Source organism: Phyllobacterium sp. OV277 (genome assembly GCF_900104355.1).
Classification (GTDB): domain Bacteria; phylum Pseudomonadota; class Alphaproteobacteria; order Rhizobiales; family Rhizobiaceae; genus Phyllobacterium.
The window spans coordinates 889698-908119 of sequence record NZ_FNIY01000001.1 but is presented as its reverse complement, the minus strand read 5'-3'; the positions used below and the strand labels follow the sequence as shown (position 1 = coordinate 908119).

The following is an 18422-nucleotide window of genomic DNA, read 5'->3' as shown; positions in this document are numbered from 1 at the left end:
AGGAAAGGTCAGCGCTCGGATTAACCTATGTGGTGATTCCGAGGCGTTTTTTTACGCTGCATCCGTACGGTTACGGAGTGCCGGTACGAGTTCGACCGTTATCATGGCGATGAATATCAGCGCACAACCGATAACGCCGTGGAATGTCAGGCGCTCGCCAAGCAGGATGGCGCCGAAAAGTGCCGCAAACAGGGCTTCGGAGGAAAGCATGATCGCGGCCTGTGGCGCACTGGTATAGCGCTGTCCCACTGCCTGCAGGGTAAAGGCAATGCCGCAGGAGAACACGCCGCCGAAGAGAATGGCGGGCCATGACAGCATGATGGATGGCAGGTTGAACGGCTCGGTGAACAGGCCAATCGTGATGCCGAACACAGCGCAGGTAAGAAACTGCACGAGGGAAAGCATGAAGGGCCGGCCGTTTTCATGGGCAAGACGATTGATAAAGATGATCTGGAGCGCCCAGAAGGCGGCACAGAGGATTGTCAGCCAGTCACCGGTCGTCAGATTGCCAAGCTGCCCGCCGGATAGCAGATAAATGCCGCCAAGCGCTGTCAGGGCGCAGGGCCATACAATAGGGCTCGGCCAATTCCAGAACAGCATGACACCGAAAATGGGCACCATCACCACGTAAAGGCCGGTCAGAAAGCCGGAATTGGTGACAGTTGTGGTGGCAAGGCCGATTTGCTGCAGAACGGACCCGACTGATAGAAACAATCCGATAAAGATGAATCCGCCATAGTCTTTGAGGGCCAGAGGCTGTTTGGCTTGCCGTGCTTCGTGGATTGCCAGCGGCGCGACCGTGAGGCTCGCCAGACCAAAGCGCAATCCGATGAACAGAAAGGCGCCGACATTGCCGACGGCGCTGGCCTGCGCAACAAATCCGAGGCCCCAGATGGCGCCTGCGAAAAGCAGCAACAGATTGGCACGGCCTTGCGTCATGATGAATCCACAGAATATGTGCGGTCATCCCAAGGATTTGAGCCCGCGCCTTGCTCTACCGGTTGTCGTGGGCGACTTCAAGAGCACTCACCACTAGCCGCGGGTCAGACGGATGATCTTGCCATTGGCCTCATCGGTTAACAGATAGACGGAACCATCAGGTGCAACCCTGACATCGCGAATGCGCCCGAACGCGCCGTCGAACATCCGTTCCTCGCCGGTAAATGCACCCTTATCGTCCCTGTCCAAACGCGATAGCAACTCGAATTTAAGCGATCCGACCAGAAGGTCGCCTTGCCATTCCGGGAACATTGATCCTTGATAGATTGCCAATCCTGACGGAGCGATGGACGGGTCCCAATAATAGAGCGGTTGCTCATAGCCTGCGGCGCTGGTGCCCTTGCCGATCTTGGCTCCGGAATAGTGCTTGCCGTAGGAAATGACCGGCCAGCCGTAGTTCCTGCCGGGCTTTGGCTGGTTGACCTCGTCACCGCCCATTGCGCCATGTTCGACAGCCAGCAGTGATTTTGTCAGCGAGTCCCAAGCGGCACCTTGCGGATTGCGATGCCCTTTGGACCAGATTTCCGGAAGCCCTTTCTTCCCATCGGCGAATGGATTGTCTGATGGAATAGAACCATCTGCATTGATGCGAAGGACCGAACCCGCTTGATCCCTGAAATCCTGTGCACGATCCTGCTCGCCGCGCTCGCCCATGGTCACGAACAGTTTGCCGTCGGGCGCAATGACAATCCGCGAGCCGAAATGCTGGCCTTTTGTCGTCTTCTTGTTCATCGAGACGAGGATTTTGACATTCTCAAGCCTGTTGCTGTTTTCGCCGCGTATGAGCTTGGCGCTCGCCAGCGCTGTGCCAGCACCGCCTTTGCCGGGTTCGGAAAATGTGAAGTAAATCGTTCCGCTCGTGGAAAAGTTCGGCGCGAGCGCCACGTCAAGCAGCCCGCCCTGACCGGCAGCGACGACCTCGGGAACATTGGCAACCGGTTGCGATGTCCGGCCATTCCTGACGATCCGCAGGCTCCCGGTTCGCTCCGTCACGAGCAGCGCGCCGTCGGGCAGAAACGCAAGTCCCCACGGGTGCTCCAGTCCCTCAGCGACTGTTTCGGTGGTGATATCAACCTTTTCGGTTTTGAAATTGGCAGCGGAAAGCGGCAGGGTGGTGCAAAGCAGAAATGTGAACCCAACGGCCAATATGCTCTTTCGATTCAGCACTGCGTCCTCCCTGTTTTGTCCCATCTTGTCGAAAGCAGTGTGAAGTATTGTGCCGCCCCGGTCTTTTCACACTCAATCACACTCGCGTGACCGTTGTGGTTCGCACTTCAAACAGGGTAATCCGCGACATTTTCTACTTTCTTCGTGAAATCGCCGGAAAGAATGCTATATTAAACGACTGATGACTGAACGGTTCCGAAGTCTTGAGCTTCGGTGACCGTTTTCTTTTTGTGTCGCGCGGCCCCGGCGGCGCGCATTTGACACTGACTGCGAAAGGAGAGGGCATGGAAAAGGTCCCGATGACTCAAGGCGGATTTGACAAGCTCAAGGAAGAGTTGCGCTGGCGCCAGCAAGAAGAGCGGCCCCGTATCATTCTGGCCATTTCGGAAGCGCGCGCCCATGGCGACCTTTCGGAAAATGCCGAGTATCATGCCGCCAAGGAAGCCCAGAGCCACAATGAAGGCCGCGTTGGCGAGCTGGAAGGCTATATCGGGCATGCCGAGATCATCGATATCTCGAAATTGTCAGGCGACAAGATCAAGTTTGGTGCCACCGTGCAGCTGATCGACGAAGATACGGAAGACAAGAAGATCTACCAGATCGTCGGCGATCAGGAAGCTGATCCGAAAGCCGGCCGCATTTCCATTTCCTCGCCCATCGCCCGCGCCCTGATCGGCAAAAGCGAAGGCGACACGATCGAGGTCAATGCACCGGGCGGCGCCCGTTCCTATGAAATCGTCGGATTCAAGTTCGCCTGATATCGTGCTGGAACCAGTTGATAACGTTGAGGTGATCGCCCCGAACTTCAAGCGCAAGCTTTCCGGGGTCACCTCGACTATCGTGCAGCTTATTCCGCTGCAAAGGGCAAACGGTCTCGATATCGTTGCCATGGGACCGGGTCTTCCCGACACTTTGCCAAAGATCGGGTGGCGTTCGCTGCCCGGACTCTGGTTCAAACCAAAGACCCGACCTTTTCGAATTTGGCATGCCCGTCGCAACAATGAAATGATTGCGGGTATCTTCCTGCGCCATGTGCTGCGCATGAAGCTGCGCCTGCTGTTTACCTCAGCCGCCCAGCGCGATCACAAGCCTTTCACCAAATGGCTGATCCGGCGGATGAATGCCGTCATCGCCACCAGCGCCAAGTCGGGCAGCTTTCTCAAAGTGTCGCATACGGTCATCATGCACGGCGTGGATACCGAGATGTTCCATCCGCCGGTGACGAATGAAGACGCATTTGCCGCCTCGGGTTTGCCGGGCAAATATCTCGTTGGCTGTTCCGGGCGTATCCGGCATTCCAAGGGAACTGATCTTTTCGTTGATGCGATGATCAGCCTGTTGCCGCGCTACCCTGAGTGGACAGCTGTGATGACCGGGCGGACAACTGCCGAGCATAAGGGCTTCGAACAGGCCCTGCGCGAGAAGATTGCCAAAGCCGGATTGCAGGATCGCCTGATTTTTCTGGGCGAAGTACCTGACGTAAAGCTCTGGTACCGCCGCATGACGCTCTATGTCGCGCCCTCGCGCAATGAAGGCTTTGGCCTGACGCCGCTTGAAGCCATGGCCTCGCAAACGGCGGTTGTCACCAGCGATGCGGGTGCCTATGCGGAAATGGTCGACCGCGCCTCGGGTATGGTGGTTCCGGCTGGCGATGGCCCGGCACTGGAACAGGCAATTGAGCGCTATCTGGCCGATCCGCATAAATGCGAAGAGGCCGGTAAATCAGGTCTTGAGCATGTCAGGGAGAATTTTCCCTTGCAGAACGAGGCAGCCAAAATTCTCACCGTGTATGAGCGGCTATTTGGCAGCAATAGCAGGGCCGGGTAATGAAAGTTTCGGCTTTCATCATCCATCTGAAGCGCGCCGAAAAACGTGGTGAGCATGTCCACGCACTGATGCAGCGGCTGCCAATCAAATCAGAGATTATCGACGCTGTTGATGCGCAGCAGCTTGGGAAGAGTGATATTGCGGCGGTTTACAGCCGGAAATCGCTGCATTTCCCTGTTTATCCCTTCGACTTGCGTATCACCGAGATTGCCTGTTTCCTCTCGCACCGAAAGGCGTGGCAAGCGATTGTCGACGATAATCTTGATGCCGGTCTGGTCATCGAGGATGATGTCGATATTGATGCGGGTTTCGCAGAACAGTTGAAACTGGCTGTCGAGACAATCAAGCCTGCGGACTATATCCGCTTTCCCCGTTGGCCACGGGGTGAAGTGGGCGGCGAGGTTGTCCGTGCGGGCGATATGTCCATCATGCAGCCTAAACTGCCGGGTTTGGGTATGCAGATGCAACTGATTGGTCGTGAGGCGGCGATTGCCTTGCTTGCGGCGACGGAGCGGTTCGACCGACCTGTGGACACCACGCTGCAAATGCGCTGGTTGCATCCGGTGCGGGTGCTTTCGGCGCGGCCCATCACCATTCGCGAGATTGATTTCAATCTTGGCGGCACGGTGGTTCAGGGCAAGAAGACGCTTTTGGACAAGCTGAAGCGCGAAGTGCTCAGGCCCTATTACCGGGTTCTCTTGTTTCTCTATTCGAAAATTCGCGGTTAGAACGATTCTGTCAAAGACAGGACCGTTCTAGAGCACCATCAGCGGTTCGTTCTTGACCGAACGGATTGTAAGCGAGGTGCGCACCGAATCCACATTGGGCGTTGCCGTCAGGTCTTCGATGACGAAATTCTGGAAGATGCTGATATCGCTGGCCACGCAATGCAGCAGGAAGTCAGACTCGCCTGATACCATCCATGCGCGGCGGACAATCGTCCAGCCTTTGGTCTTTTCAGCAAAACTTTTCAGGTCGGCATCGGACTGCCGGTGCAGCCGGATCATGCAGAATGCCACAATATCCTGACCAAGGATGGAGCCATTCAGAATGGCTCTATAGCCCTGAATAATCCCGCTTTCCTCCAGTTTGCGCACGCGGCGCAGACAGGGCGGCGCCGATATGCCGACGCGTTCGGCAAGCTCCACATTGGTGATGCGGCCATTATCCTGAAGCTGTTTCAGGATTTTCCAGTCGATCTCGTCCAAGTCCGCCTTCAAAGGCATGGTCTGATTATATCCCTGTCAAAAAGGCGCTTGCGGTAAGCACCATAGGCGATTCCTGTCGCTGTGTAATGCATCCGCATCCAGTTACAAACAGGTTCGGTACATAGCATGGACCTATCTGCTCCAGAAGCGGCGTGTAAACAGAATAACGATGGTGATAATCTCAAGCCGTCCCGCCAGCATCAGATAGCTGAGAACAAGCAGGGAAGGGTCTCCGAGCGTCGAGAAATTGCCAACGGGACCGATTGTATCGCCAAAACCGGGGCCTACATTGGAAAGCGCCGTGAGGGCGCCGGTGATTGATGTGCCCAGATCATTGCCAAGCATGGCAAGAGCCGTGGCGCCGATAACCAGCGATGCCATGTAGAGAAAAATGAACAGCAGCGCCGATTGGGCGACTTCCTGACTGATTTCCGAGCGGCCATAGCGCATTTTGACAATGGCATTGGGCATGATCAGCCGCGTCAGGCTGGCGGAGGCGAGCTGCCAGAGAATAATCAGACGATTGAGCTTGATGCCGCCCGAGGTGGACCCGGCGCAGCCGCCAATGAATGTGACGATGAAGAAGATGCCGAGCGCTTCCGATCCCCAGCGCGTGTAATCTTCGGTGGCAAAACCCGTGGTGGAAATGACGGATACAAGGTTGAAGGACGCGGCAATCAGCGCGTCACCAAAGCCGATACCGGTTTCGAGCGTGAGACCCACGGCCAGAAAGAAGCTTAGGCCGATCACGATGATGAAGAACAGTGTCACCTGCGGATCGGCCAGTGAAGTCAGGCGCTGCGGCATCACGGCCTTGATATAGAGCACGAACGGCAGGGCACCGAGCACCATGAACACGGTGGCAATAACGAGGATCGCCCGATTATGGGCGTAAAAACCGAGGGATGAGTCATGGGTAGAAAAGCCGGCAGTCGCAACCGTCGTCATGCCGTGATTAACCGCATCGAACATGCCCATGCCGGCGGCGAAATAAAGAATAGTACACAGCACCGTCATGCTGACATAGGCAATGATAATCCCTGTAGCGATCTGATGGATGCGCGGCAGGATTTTCTCTGATTTATCCGAGGATTCCATGTGCAGCAGCTGAATGCCGCCGACGCGTAGTGATGGCAGAAGCAAGAGCCCCAAGCCGACGAAACCGAAACCGCCGAACCAGCACAGCAGGGAGCGCCAGAGCAGGATGCCGCGCGGCATTGCATCCAATCCCGTCAGCACCGTCGCTCCTGTTGACGTGATGCCGGACATGGATTCGAAGAATGCCTTGGCAAAACTGATCGGCAGGGTGGAAAAATACAGGGGCAGGGAGCCAAGCACAGCGGCCGTCAGCCACACAGCGACGATCAGCAGAAAGCCAAGACGCGGGGTGAAGCGTATCTCGGGGTTGTTGGTGGCAAGTGCAATCAGACCGCAGAGAACGCCGGTGAAAATGGCCGATTGAACGAAAGCGATCCAGTCCCGGTTGCCGATATGCAGATCAACAGCGGCCGGAATCAGCATGGCTGCGGCCATGACCAAGCCAAATCGCGCGCAAATATTGATGATGGTGCGAAAAATGAGCGGACCTCAGGCTGGCGAGATGGACATGAGAATATTTCATAACCGGTTCTGACAGGTGTCACAATGCGCCAGAAATAGCAAAACACCACGTACAAGCTGTGGCTAACCCGGCTATATCAAGCTCAGACCTTGCAACGGAGGGGGCTGACCCACTACCTTATGGCATTGGAAATGATGAAAACTCTGCTCCGAACCCTTTCTGGCTGAACATCTGTTGTTATAGGTCTTGATATGTCACAGCGCCACGTGCCCGTCCTCATTATCGGTTCCGGTCCTGCCGGTTATACCGCAGCTATCTATGCGGCTCGCGCCAATCTGAAACCTGTGATCGTCGCCGGTCTGCAACAGGGTGGTCAGCTGATGATCACCACGGATGTGGAAAACTATCCGGGCTATGCCGATCCGGTGCAGGGGCCATGGATGATGGACCAGATGCGCATTCAGGCGGAGCATGTGGGCGCCGAGATCATTCACGATATCATTACGGAAGTGGACATTTCCGTTCGCCCGTTCCGCCTCGTCGGCGATGGCGGCACGCAGTACACCTGCGATGCGCTGATTATCGCAACAGGCGCGCAGGCAAAATGGCTGGGTATTCCCACCGAACAGACCTTTATGGGCTTTGGCGTTTCCGCCTGTGCCACCTGCGATGGGTTCTTCTATCGCAACAAGGACGTGGTTGTGGTTGGCGGCGGTAATACCGCTGTCGAAGAAGCGCTTTATCTCGCCAATCTGGCAAAGTCCGTCACGGTCGTGCATCGCCGCGACCATTTCCGTGCGGAAAAAATTCTGCAGGATCGTTTGTTTGCTCGTGAAAATGTCAAAGTCGTCTGGGACAACGTCATTGACGAGATTACGGGCACGGAGGCAAAGCCGCCTATGGCAGCATCGGTTTCCGGCGTTCGCCTGAAGAATATCAAAACGGGCGAGACGACGGATGTTGCAACGCATGGCGTGTTTGTTGCTATCGGGCATGCGCCAGCGGTGGAACTGTTCAAGGGGAAACTCAAACATAAGCCGAATGGCTATCTGTGGACCGCTGCGGATTCGACAGCAACCGATGTTCCCGGCGTTTTTGCTGCCGGTGACGTCACCGACGATATTTATCGTCAGGCTGTGACGGCGGCCGGAATGGGCTGCATGGCGGCGCTTGAGGCTGAACGTTGGCTGACGGCACAGGAACCGGTGCGTCAGGCTGCCGAATAGGGTCTGAAATAATGGAGCCGGTTTCGATGTGCGAAACCGGAACGGGGGAGAGACTGCGCCATGTCGCTTGACTGGGACAAGTTGCGAATATTCCATGCTGCGGCGGAAGCGGGGTCATTCACCCACGCTGCCGAGACGCTGCATCTGTCGCAATCAGCCATTTCCCGTCAGGTAAGCGCCCTGGAGCAGGATGTCGGCGTTCCCCTGTTTCACCGGCACGCCCGCGGGCTGATCCTGACCGAGCAGGGCGAGGTGCTTTACCGCACGGCACATGAAGTGCTGATGAAGCTGGAAAACGTCCGCTCTCGCCTCACCGAAAGCAAGGACCGGCCATCGGGCAAGCTGCGGGTGACGACCACCGTTGGCCTCGGCTCCGGCTGGCTGATCGAGCGCGTGCAGGAATTCATCGAACTCTACCCGGAAGTGCAGTTGCAGCTGCTGCTCGACAATGAAGAGCTTGACCTGACGATGCGCCATGCGGATTGCGCGATCCGCCTGCGCCAGCCGCAACAGCCTGACCTGATCCAGCGGCGACTGTTCACGGTGCATATGCACGTCTATGCCTCGCCGGGCTATATTGCCAAATATGGCAAGATTGAAAACATCGACGAGATCGACTCCCATCGCATTGTCAGCTTTGGCGAACCGGCACCATCATACCTGACCAATCTCAACTGGCTTGAGGTGATCGGCCGCTCCGACGGCAATCTGCGGCCCGCCGTATTGCAGATCAACAACCTCCTGTCGATCAAGCGCGCCATCCAGAAAGGCGTCGGTCTTGGGGTGCTGCCTGATTATATGGTCGAGAAGGATTCGACCCTTGTGCGCCTGTTGCCGGAGATGGAAATGCCATCCTTCGATACGTTCTTCTGCTACCCCGAGGGAATCAAGAACGCCGCCAAATTGCACGTATTCAGAGATTTTCTTTTCTCGAAGGCGCGTACCTGGTCGTATTGATCGAGGTTCTGCAATACATGCCCAGTCTGCGTCCTCCGCGTTCCTTGCTTATGGGAGCGCGTACCAAGTCGAACGTCCGCCGCCATGACGTGCCAGCATTCCTTTTGTCACCAGCGAGGTAAAAGTGACTTTAAGGGTGTTGGGGCTAGCGCCAGTTTCGCGCACCATGTCGCGCGATGTCACCCGGCCATGGTCACGGGCATAATCAAGGATTTTTAACGCCAATTCTGGAAGGACAGATAGCGCACTTTTCTCGCGCTCGACCTTTGCCGCCAGTCGGCGTTTTTGTTGTTGCAGGGCGCGAAGGAAGAAAACGAGCCATGGTTGCCAATCGGGTGTCTGGGTCCGGATGGTTCCCTGCGTCTGGCGTAATGCCAAGTAATAGCCTTCCTTACTGTTTTCGACCACGCTTTCCAGCGATGTATAAGGCACGTAGGCATATCCTGCTTGTAGCAGCAATAATGTGGTCAGTATCCGGCTGAGGCGACCATTGCCATCCTGAAAAGGATGGATTTCCAAAAAAACGACGGTGAATACAGCAATAATCATCAGGGGGTGCAAATGGCCCAGGTCACGCGCATTTCTCAGCCACGTAACAAGCTCGTGCATCCGTCGCGGGGTATCGAAAGGTGTAGCCGTCTCGAAGATGATACCGATCATTTTACCTTCTTGATCAAAGGCACCCACATCATTGCGCAAGGTCTTGTATTCACCCCGATGACGTTCGTCCTTTGGACTATGACGTAGAAGGTCGCGATGGAGTTGCTTGATGTGGTTTTCTGTTGGTGGAATACCTTCCCATGCTTGGAATATTGTTTCCATCGCCTCTGCATAACCTGCGACTTCCTGCTCATCGCGACTTGTGAACCGCTGAATCTCCAGATTAGCCAGAAGGTGCTCGACTTCCCGGTCAGTTAGCTTGCTGCCTTCAATGCGCGTTGAAGACCCGATACTTTCGATGGTTGCGATCATTCGCAGCGCTTTGAGACGCTCGGGTGCAAGGGTACCCAGCGCGCGCCATGCCCCCTTGAATTCGTCTATTTCGGCGACCAGATTTAATATTTCTGGCGTAATATGGATGCTATCCGCGTTGATCATACCGGATTAAATACCCGATTATACCTGATTGATCAACCAGCTCGTGCTCCGATTATCTGAAAGTCTCTACCCGATTAGATGCCGGATTATACCTGAATGGACTTTGATAAACCGCCTTCTTGATATTGATGGCATGTTGCTTTTGCGCATGAACTCATCGCTAACAAGTGCCATCGCATGCAGAAACTTTAGCGGTTTTTCGAAAAATTATCTTTTGAAAACAAGTTGGGTTGGAGCATGAGGTTGCTCATTTAGGGAGGAAATACCTGCAATCATTTCAAAAATGCCGATAAATTGTCGATATGCATTTTGTGCATGGGTGCAATGCACAATTGGGGGATTGCAAGAAACGGTTAATAGGCCCATATCCACATCACTTGCCGATGCGTCTCCTCCTCCCATTGCGCATCCGCAAGTGTTCCCCTCTGGAGGTTTTGCCAGAAATGGCATCCTTCAAAACTTAAGGCCGGGCAATTGTCCGGCCTCTTTTCTTTCTGGGGTCTGTTTTCACAAATCAGCGATAGAGCGTTTCGGCTTCGAGTCCCGTGTAAAGGGATGCGACCTGATCGCCATAGCCATTGAACAGCAGCGTCGGCACGCTTTCACCCGTGTGCAGCACGCGCTCATGCGCCTGGCTCCAGCGTGGGTGGGCAACAGCCGGATTAACGTTGGCCCAGAAGCCATATTCGTTCGATGCCAGCTCTTCCCAGAAGCTCACCGGTTGCTTGTCCGTGAAAGTGATCTTTCGGATCGATTTGATCGACTTGAAACCATATTTCCACGGCAAAGCAAGCCGGATCGGGGCGCCGAACTGATTGAGCAGCGGTTTGCCATAGGCTCCCGTGACCATGAAGGCGAGGTCGTTGGCGGCTTCTGCCATGGTAACGCCCTCCACATAAGGCCATGTGTAGAGAAAGCCGTTCTGGCCGCTGGCCATGGATGGATCGTTGAAGGTCTCCAACCTGAGATATTTGGCTGTGCCAAGCGGCTTTGCCAGTTCAACCAGCTTGGACAGGGAAAAGCCGGTCCATGGAATGGTCATCGACCATGCTTCGACACAACGATGCCGGTAAAGGCGCTCTTCCAGCGGGATTTTTGCTTCGAGGTCAGCGAAGTCAATCGTAAAAGGCTTTTCCACCATGCCGTCGATTTCAATCGCCCATGGATTGGTAATCAGGCTTTGCGTTTCCGTGTAAACGCCCTTGTCGGAACCGAATTCATAAAAATTATTGTATTTCGCGTTGATTTCTTCCGGCGTCAGACTGCGATCAAGCTTGTAGGCGTCATTGCGTTTGGCCGGATAAAGCGCCGGGTTGCCAGCGGGTTTGCGTTCGCCTTCCGCGCGCGCCATCTTCGGCGAAGCTGCGAGAGCCACGATTGCCAGCGCACCAAGCCCCCACGCCTGAAGAATTGCCCGCCGGTTTATGAACGCAGCTTCCGGGGTTGCCAAGGTTTCGGCTATTGCCCAGGCGGGTTTGCGGTGGATTGCGACCATGACTGCTCTTTCATTCCTGCGGGGGTTGCCCGTGAAAATATGCCATTTCCCCGTGCTGATGCTTCACACAAAGCTGTGAAGCCAACATGCCAAAGAAAAAAGGGCCATGGAGGCCCCTCATCATGTCGAACAGGATTGCCAGATCAGCGCAGGCTGGCGCAGAAGCGCTGGATACGCTTGCCTGCTTCCTCAAGCTTGGCATCCGACGTTGCATAGGAAATGCGCAGGTTCGGTCCAAGGCCAAAGGCTGAGCCATGCACGGCGGCAACAGCTTCGCTCGACAGCAATTCACTGACGAAATCCTCGTCCGTTTCAATCACTTTGCCTGATGGGGCCGTCTTGCCGATGGCTGCCGCGCAGGACGGATAGACGTAGAATGCGCCTTCCGGCTTGGGGCATTCCAGCAGCGGCGCCTGATTGAGCATCGAAACGATGAGATCGCGGCGACCTTCGAAGGCTTTCTTGAAGATAGGCAGATGTTCCTGCGTTCCGTCGAGAGCTTCCACTGCGGCCCACTGCGAGATCGCGCTGGTGCCCGATGTCTGCTGGCCCTGCACCATATCCATGGCGTTGATCAGCGCCTGCGGACCCGCCGCATAGCCGATACGCCAGCCAGTCATGGCATAGGCTTTCGACACGCCGTTCATGGTCAGCGTACGGTCATAAAGGCTCGGCTCGACCTGCGCCGGGGTGACGAATTTGAAGTCGCCATAGGTCAGGTGTTCATACATGTCGTCGGTCAGAACCCAGACATGCGGATGACGCACGAGAACGTCGGTGATCTTCTTGAGTTCATCCCAGCTGTAAGCGGCGCCTGAAGGGTTGGATGGTGAGTTCAGAATGACCCATTTGGTCTTTGGTGTGATCGCCCGTTCCAGATCTTCCGGCTGCAGCTTGAATTCATTCTTCTGGAGGGCTGAAACGATAACCGGCGTCCCACCGCACAGCGCAACCATTTCCGGATAGCTGACCCAGTAGGGCGCAACACAGATGACCTCATCGCCGGGGTTCAGCGTGGCGAGCAGCGCATTATAGATGACGTGTTTGCCGCCGGTTGAAACAATGGTCTGGCTCGGCTTGTATTCCAGCTCATTCTCACGCTTGAACTTGCGGGCAATGGCTTCGCGCAAGGGCACAATGCCGGATACCGGTGTATACTTGGTTTCGCCGCGACGGATGGCGGCAATGGCGGCTTCCTTGATATTTTCAGGCGTATCAAAATCCGGTTCGCCAACGGAGAGTGAAATCACATCCCGGCCCTCGGCTTTCAGATCACGTGCTTTCTGGGTGATCGCAATCGTTGCGGAAACCTTCACACGGGAAAGGGCGTCGGCGAGGAATGCCATGGTATCGTTCTCCTGAGGTGTTTGATAATTGGAAGCCGGTTTGCGCGTCTGCTATGTCGCAATGGCCGGGGAATCGCAAGCAAAAGCATACATTGAAGGCTTCACATCGCGCTGTTTCTATGCAGGGTGTGACATGAAACGTTCAAAGCATCACGTATGTTTGCAAGATGCTTCACATATACAGATACATCAGGACACCAGCGGCTACGGTCGGCCGCCACAGGAGACCAATCATGCCTATACTTTATTCGCAGATGACTTCCGGAAATTGCTACAAGCCGCGCCTGTTGATGGCCAAGCTTGGTCTGCCGTTTGAGCATGTGGCTATTTCGTCCATCGACGGGTCGACGCGACAACCTGCATTCACCGCCAAGAACCCCAATGGCAAGGTGCCACTGCTTGAGCTTGATGATGGCCGGTTTCTGGCGGAGTCGAATGCGATCCTGCTTTATCTGGCCGAGGGCACCCGCTTCATCCCGGAAGATTCCTATGCGCGCGCCCTGATGTATCAATGGCTGTTCTTCGAGCAATATACGCATGAGCCCAATATTGCCGTGCGGCGGGCTTTGCTTGTCTATCCCGAGCGGGCGAAAGATGCGACGCCGGAGCGGCTGGCGGCAACGCTGGAGGGCGGAAATAAGGCATTGCTGGTCATGGAACAGCAATTGCAGAAGACGCCCTATTTTGCCGGTGACGCCATCAGCGTCGCCGATATCGCGCTTTATGCCTATACCCATGAGGCAAGCTTGGGGGGCTATGATCTGTCTGCCTATCCGTCTGTGGCCAAATGGCTGAGCCGTGTGGCTGGCGATGAGGGGCATGTGCCGATCGGCTGGCTGCCGGACGCATCAGGCAGCTGATTTGATTTCGCCGTCTGCTCCGGTCATCCCGGGCAGGCGGGAGGCAAGCGCATCGATCAGCACGCGCAGCCGCGCGGGCATGAAGGGTGCCTTCGGCCAGACGGCAAACGTGTCAAAAACCAGCGGCTCGATGTCGGGCAGTACCCGGACAAGCGTCCCGCTATGCACTCGTTCACGAATGAGCCAGCAGGGCAGCCACGCCAGCCCCATGCCCGCGACGGCCATATCCGCAGCAGCCTCCAGATCATCGAGAATCAAGCGGCTGCGGGCACGGGCGGTGTAGGTGCCGCCTTTTCCGTTGGGGAAAACCCAAGGCCGTGTATTGCCGTCGCGGCCATAAACAATGGAGTCGTGCTCCGCAATATCCTCGATATTTCGTGGTGTTCCACGCGCAGCCAAATAGGCGGGAGCGGCACATATCGTCATACGCTGACGCGCAATCCGGCGCGCTGTGAGAACGGCACTATCAGGCAGTGCAGAATTGCGGACGACGAGATCATAGCTCTCATCGATCAGGTCAACAGGCCGATCGGTGAAGGAAACATCAAAACGCAGCTCGCTGTACTGGCGGGCGATATCCGCGATAACCGGAGCCACGCAGCGTCGGCCAAAAATCACGGGAACGCTGAGGCGCAGGCGGCCCGCCGGTTGCTCCTTGTCCGACGTCATGGCGTTTTCGGCAATATCGAGTTCGGCCAATATCCGCACGCTATGCTCGTAAAAAGCGTGGCCATCGCTTGTCAGCTTGAATGCCCGGGTGGTGCGGTGGCAAAGACGAACGCCGAGCCGTTCTTCCAGCCGGGCAATGGCTTTTCCGACGGCAGAGCGGGAAAGGTGAAGTTTCTGGGCAGCGGCAGAAAAGCCTCCGGCGTCCACCACCGCGACAAATTCCTGAATACCCGCAAGCCGATCCATTTTATCGCTCCATTGTAGAGTTTCAGGATACAATATTGCACAATATGAGCGCAACTGCATCGCCTATCGATCATATAGTTTGATGTCCTCCACCCGATGAAAGGGTTTAACGAGGAAGAACGATGAGCAAGACAATGAAGCGCTGGGTGCTTGGCGGTGCCGGACGCGAAAACCTCAAATTGATCGAGGCCAACATCCCGGTACCCGGCCCGAGGGAAATCCTTGTGAAAGCGAGCGCTGCCTCGCTTAATTATCGCGACAAGCTGCTGGTCGATCTCGGTTTTGGTTTGCCGATACCACAGACCGAACCGGTCACGCCTCTTTCCGATCTGGCCGGAACCGTTGTGGCTGCCGGGCGTGATGTGACACGGTTCGTTGAAGGTGATCGGGTCATCTCGACGTTTCTACCCGATTGGATCGACGGTAATGGTCCGGGGACTGCCCGCGATCCGAATGACCGTGTTCTTGGCGGGCCGATGCAGGGTGTACTTGCCGAATATGTTGTCCTGCACGAGGATTGGGCAGTGCGCGCACCGAGCAAGCTCACTGATCTGCAGGCAAGTACGCTGCCTTGTGCTGGCCTGACCGCATGGACGGCGCTGGTCGAGCGCGGCAAGCTGCGGGCAGGGCAGACGGTGGTTGTCATCGGCACCGGCGGTGTGGCGATCTCCGGCATGCAGATTGCATTGATGCACGGCGCCCAAGTCATCGTTGTATCAGGCGATGATAAGAAACTGGCTTGGGCCAAGGAGCTTGGTGCCCATCACGGCATCAATCGCCAGAAAGAGGATTGGGTGGAAGCGGTCTACCGTCTGACCAATGATCATGGTGCGGACCATATATTGGAGACGATCGGCGGCGCACATCTCGACAAATCCCTGCGGGCCGCTGCGGTCTGTGGACGGATATCGCTGATCGGCGTAATCGATGGTTTTGAGATATCCGGCGGTTTCGGCGCCTTTGCCCGCAAACGTCTGATCGTTGAGGGAATTCAGGTCGGGCACCGGCGTTCGCTGGAAGATCTGGTCTGCGCCTTCGATCTGTCCGGCATGACGCCTGTCATTGATGCCGTCTACAAGATGGAAGATTTTGCTAATGCGCTCGACCATCTGGAGCGTGGCCCCTTTGGCAAGCTCGTTGTCGAGATCGGCTGAAGCCTGAAACCCAATTGATAATATGCAAAAAGGCGGGATTAAAATCCCGCCTTTTCAAATGTGTGCGCTGGAAAATCCGGAGATTTTCGCTTGCGGCGATTAGCCAGCAACGCTGAGGTTGTCTGCGGACGACTTGCCCGAACGACGATCCTGTACGATTTCGTAGTTGATCTTCTGGCCGTCATTGAGGCCGCGCAAACCTGCACGCTCAACAGCAGAGATGTGTACGAAAACGTCTGCACCGCCGGTGTCAGGCTGGATGAAACCAAAGCCTTTAGTGCTGTTGAACCATTTCACTGTTCCCGTAGCCATGGGAAATTCCTTTCAGAGATATAAAACAGGCAACATACAGCTATGCTGCCCAGGGAATCGAACCTATGCAATGGAGTTCATCAGGAAGCGCAACAGGTTGCGCGGGTCGCAAAGTCACTCGACCGATAAATCGATGCGGGATACATAAGACAGAATCGGAGCAGAAACAAGCCGGATTCAAAACCGCACATTGTTGGGGTCACGCTTCTGCCCTTGATTAGGCGAAATTCAGCCTTACTTGCGCTGGGGAAATCCAGCACGTTATCCCGTGCAATTTAACCTTGCTGGCAACCTTTGATGGTAGAGTGGATGTGGCGAATCATGGTCGTCCACGGGGGCTAACTCATGGCGGAAGAGAAACAGAGCAAGACGTCCGCCATCGCTGTTGCCGGCGAAGTGCAGGTGGGACTTCTTTCTCAGCTTCGCGTTATCCTCGACGTTTATTGGATCTCACCCGTCCGCAATCGGCTCATATTGCTGCTGCTGACCCTGTTTGCCATCATCATCATCACATCGGCAGGACAAGTCCGCCTCGTCCAATGGAACGGGCGCTTTCTTGATGCGCTTTCCCATCGGGATTTCCCGGCATTTGTCAACGAGTTGCTGGTGTTTCTGGGTATTGCGATTGTTCTCCTGATCTTGGCCGTGGCGCAGGCGTGGTTCAACCAGATGACGCGCATGAAACTGCGTGAAGGCCTGACCCGCGATCTGATCGGCGAGTGGCTCGTCCCGCGCCGCGCTTTCAAGCTTTCCAATTCCGGGCCTATCGGCGTTAACCCCGACCAGCGTCTGCATGAGGACGCGCGCCACCTGGCTGAAATGTCGACGGATCTTGGTCTTGGCCTGCTGCAGGCATCCATTCTGGTGGCAAGCTTCATTGGCGTGCTCTGGGGGCTTTCCAGCGGCTTTGTCTTCAACGTCTATGGCTACAGTTTTTCCATTCCCGGCTACATGGTTTGGGCCGCAATCCTCTATGCCGGTTCAGCATCGGCAATCAGCTGGTTCGTCGGGCGTAAGCTGATCAAGCTCAATGCTGACCGCTATCAGCGCGAGTCTGACCTGCGTTTTTCGCTGATGCGCGTCAATGAGCATATTGATGCCATTTCGCTCTATCGGGGCGAGCAGGATGAAAAGGTGAGGCTCGGTCTCGATGTCGACAGCCTGATGGGGGCGATCCGCAAACTGGTTTCCGCCTGGACGCAACTTGTGTGGGTGACATCGGGCTATGGCTGGTTCACCAATGTCGCGCCTTATCTGGTGGCCGCACCTGTCTATTTCACCGGCAACTTGTCCTTTGGCGGCATGATCATCGCTGTTGGTTCGTTCAACCAGCTTCAGGCCTCGCTCAAATGGTTCGTCGACAATTTCGGGGCGATTGCCGACTGGCGCGCCACGCTTTTGCGTGTCACATCCTTCCGTCAGGCGGTGCAGTCGATGGACACGCTCAACAGCGTCGAACAGCGGATCAAGTTCTCGGAATCGGATAGCAATCAACTGGTTTTCGATGGATTAAAGATTACTGCGCCACTCGCAACGGTGCGCCTGAAAGAGAAGAAAGCCGTGGTGAAAGAGGGGGAGCGCGTGCTCATCACCAGCGAGCCCGGCATTGACCGAACATTGCTGTTCCGCGCGATTGCCGGTCTGTGGCCATGGGGTGCGGGCAACATCGCCCTGCCAAAGGACACCTCAATTCTTTATATGCCGCGCTCGCCCTATTTTCCGCCGGGTAGTCTGCGGGAGGTCATGTCCTATCCGCTCGGCAAAGATGCTTTTCCTGACACGGAGCTTGTCTCTGCCCTGCATGAGCTTGGTCTTGATCGGCTGGAAACCATGCTGGATTTCCGCACGCGCTGGGATCGTGAGCTGAGCGATGACGAGCAGCAGTCTCTGGCCTTCGCCCGGCTGATGCTGCACAAGCCGCAATGGGTTGTTATTGACGAGTCTCTCGATGCCATGGAAGCCGAAGCGCATGACCGCGTTCTGGGCGTGCTGCGCGACAAACTCGCCAAGTCAACCGTGGTGCATATCGGGCGCGAGGACAAAACCAACCATGTGTTCTCCAAAGTGCTGCATTTTATCAGCGATCCCAGCGGTCACGGTATGGAAGAAGAGGGCTTGAGCGGGGTTTAGGGCCGTGGTTCACGTGTCCTTCGATACGCCTATAGGTTTGCATGTCTATTGTTCGTGGTTCGTGGTTCGACAAGCTCACCATGAGGGAGATGGGTGATGCAATACTAATCACCAACGTTGCAAAACTTGGCTCCCTTAGATCCCCCCTCTCCGTCATCCTCGGGTTA

The 18422-nt window shown here is 55.8% G+C and carries 17 protein-coding genes; 8 read left to right on the top strand and 9 right to left on the bottom strand.

Going from position 1 to position 18422, the window contains the following annotated elements; translation table 11 throughout:
- Positions 1 to 51: 51 nt before the first annotated feature.
- Both BLU05_RS04455 and BLU05_RS04450 read right to left on the bottom strand, forming a co-directional pair.
- On the bottom strand, positions 52 to 939 hold the full coding sequence (locus tag BLU05_RS04455; protein WP_091877974.1) for a DMT family transporter: 888 nt from the start codon (positions 937 to 939) through the stop codon (positions 52 to 54).
- 93 nt (positions 940 to 1032) lie between these two features.
- Positions 1033 to 2163: a PQQ-dependent sugar dehydrogenase gene (locus BLU05_RS04450; protein ID WP_244518190.1), complete on the bottom strand. Its 1131-nt coding sequence runs from the start codon at positions 2161 to 2163 to the stop codon at positions 1033 to 1035.
- Between the two features lie 287 nt (positions 2164 to 2450).
- Between BLU05_RS04450 and greA the strand changes: the two genes are divergently transcribed.
- The 3 genes from greA to BLU05_RS04435 are packed head-to-tail and all read left to right on the top strand — an operon-like array spanning position 2451 to position 4721.
- The gene (gene greA, locus BLU05_RS04445; protein ID WP_091878512.1) at positions 2451 to 2924 is read left to right on the top strand and encodes a transcription elongation factor GreA; all 474 of its coding nucleotides are present in this window, start codon (positions 2451 to 2453) and stop codon (positions 2922 to 2924) included.
- Positions 2896 to 3993: a glycosyltransferase family 4 protein gene (locus tag BLU05_RS04440; protein WP_091877972.1), complete on the top strand. Its 1098-nt coding sequence runs from the start codon at positions 2896 to 2898 to the stop codon at positions 3991 to 3993. The genes greA and BLU05_RS04440 overlap by 29 nt, the downstream gene beginning before the upstream one ends.
- Positions 3993 to 4721, top strand: a complete 729-nt coding sequence (locus BLU05_RS04435; RefSeq protein ID WP_091877971.1) for a glycosyltransferase family 25 protein — start codon at positions 3993 to 3995, stop codon at positions 4719 to 4721. The genes BLU05_RS04440 and BLU05_RS04435 overlap by 1 nt, the downstream gene beginning before the upstream one ends.
- Positions 4722 to 4748: 27 nt before the next feature.
- On the opposite strand, the gene BLU05_RS04430 is transcribed toward BLU05_RS04435, so the two are convergent.
- Together BLU05_RS04430 and BLU05_RS04425 are read right to left on the bottom strand one after the other, a co-directional pair.
- Positions 4749 to 5219, bottom strand: coding sequence for an Lrp/AsnC family transcriptional regulator (locus BLU05_RS04430; protein WP_091877970.1), 471 nt, complete (start codon positions 5217 to 5219; stop codon positions 4749 to 4751).
- Between the two features lie 114 nt (positions 5220 to 5333).
- Complete coding sequence (locus tag BLU05_RS04425; RefSeq protein ID WP_091877969.1) at positions 5334 to 6734, bottom strand: TrkH family potassium uptake protein; 1401 nt, start codon at positions 6732 to 6734, stop codon at positions 5334 to 5336.
- 279 nt (positions 6735 to 7013) lie between these two features.
- Here BLU05_RS04425 and trxB point away from each other — a divergent pair, with 279 nt between their 5' ends.
- Positions 7014 to 7988 (top strand): thioredoxin-disulfide reductase, encoded by a 975-nt coding sequence (gene trxB / locus BLU05_RS04420; protein ID WP_091877968.1) that lies wholly within the window; start codon positions 7014 to 7016, stop codon positions 7986 to 7988.
- 60 nt (positions 7989 to 8048) lie between these two features.
- Positions 8049 to 8945: a LysR family transcriptional regulator gene (locus tag BLU05_RS04415; protein ID WP_091877967.1), complete on the top strand. Its 897-nt coding sequence runs from the start codon at positions 8049 to 8051 to the stop codon at positions 8943 to 8945.
- Positions 8946 to 8993: 48 nt separating this feature from the next.
- Here BLU05_RS04415 and BLU05_RS04410 read toward each other — a convergent pair whose 3' ends face one another.
- From BLU05_RS04410 to BLU05_RS04400, 3 genes are all read right to left on the bottom strand, one after another.
- Positions 8994 to 10043: a Fic family protein gene (locus BLU05_RS04410; RefSeq protein WP_091877966.1), complete on the bottom strand. Its 1050-nt coding sequence runs from the start codon at positions 10041 to 10043 to the stop codon at positions 8994 to 8996.
- Positions 10044 to 10557: 514 nt separating this feature from the next.
- Positions 10558 to 11538 (bottom strand): protein-methionine-sulfoxide reductase catalytic subunit MsrP, encoded by a 981-nt coding sequence (gene msrP, locus BLU05_RS04405; protein WP_091877965.1) that lies wholly within the window; start codon positions 11536 to 11538, stop codon positions 10558 to 10560.
- A 143-nt stretch (positions 11539 to 11681) separates the two neighbouring features.
- Positions 11682 to 12884, bottom strand: coding sequence for a pyridoxal phosphate-dependent aminotransferase (locus BLU05_RS04400; protein ID WP_091877964.1), 1203 nt, complete (start codon positions 12882 to 12884; stop codon positions 11682 to 11684).
- 233 nt (positions 12885 to 13117) lie between these two features.
- On the opposite strand from BLU05_RS04400, the gene BLU05_RS04395 reads away from it, so the two are divergent.
- Positions 13118 to 13744, top strand: a complete 627-nt coding sequence (locus BLU05_RS04395; RefSeq protein WP_091877963.1) for a glutathione S-transferase family protein — start codon at positions 13118 to 13120, stop codon at positions 13742 to 13744.
- Here the strand turns inward: BLU05_RS04395 and BLU05_RS04390 are convergent.
- The gene (locus tag BLU05_RS04390; RefSeq protein ID WP_091877962.1) at positions 13733 to 14659 is read right to left on the bottom strand and encodes a LysR family transcriptional regulator; all 927 of its coding nucleotides are present in this window, start codon (positions 14657 to 14659) and stop codon (positions 13733 to 13735) included. The two genes, BLU05_RS04395 and BLU05_RS04390, sit on opposite strands and share 12 nt — an antisense overlap.
- Positions 14660 to 14781: 122 nt before the next feature.
- Between BLU05_RS04390 and BLU05_RS04385 the strand changes: the two genes are divergently transcribed.
- The gene (locus tag BLU05_RS04385; RefSeq protein WP_091877961.1) at positions 14782 to 15813 is read left to right on the top strand and encodes a zinc-dependent alcohol dehydrogenase family protein; all 1032 of its coding nucleotides are present in this window, start codon (positions 14782 to 14784) and stop codon (positions 15811 to 15813) included.
- Positions 15814 to 15912: 99 nt separating this feature from the next.
- Here BLU05_RS04385 and BLU05_RS04380 read toward each other — a convergent pair whose 3' ends face one another.
- Entirely contained in the window at positions 15913 to 16125 is a 213-nt protein-coding gene (locus BLU05_RS04380; protein WP_091877960.1) for a cold-shock protein, read from the bottom strand.
- Positions 16126 to 16470: 345 nt separating this feature from the next.
- Between BLU05_RS04380 and BLU05_RS04375 the strand changes: the two genes are divergently transcribed.
- Complete coding sequence (locus BLU05_RS04375; protein WP_091877959.1) at positions 16471 to 18255, top strand: ABC transporter ATP-binding protein/permease; 1785 nt, start codon at positions 16471 to 16473, stop codon at positions 18253 to 18255.
- Positions 18256 to 18422: the final 167 nt, after the last annotated feature.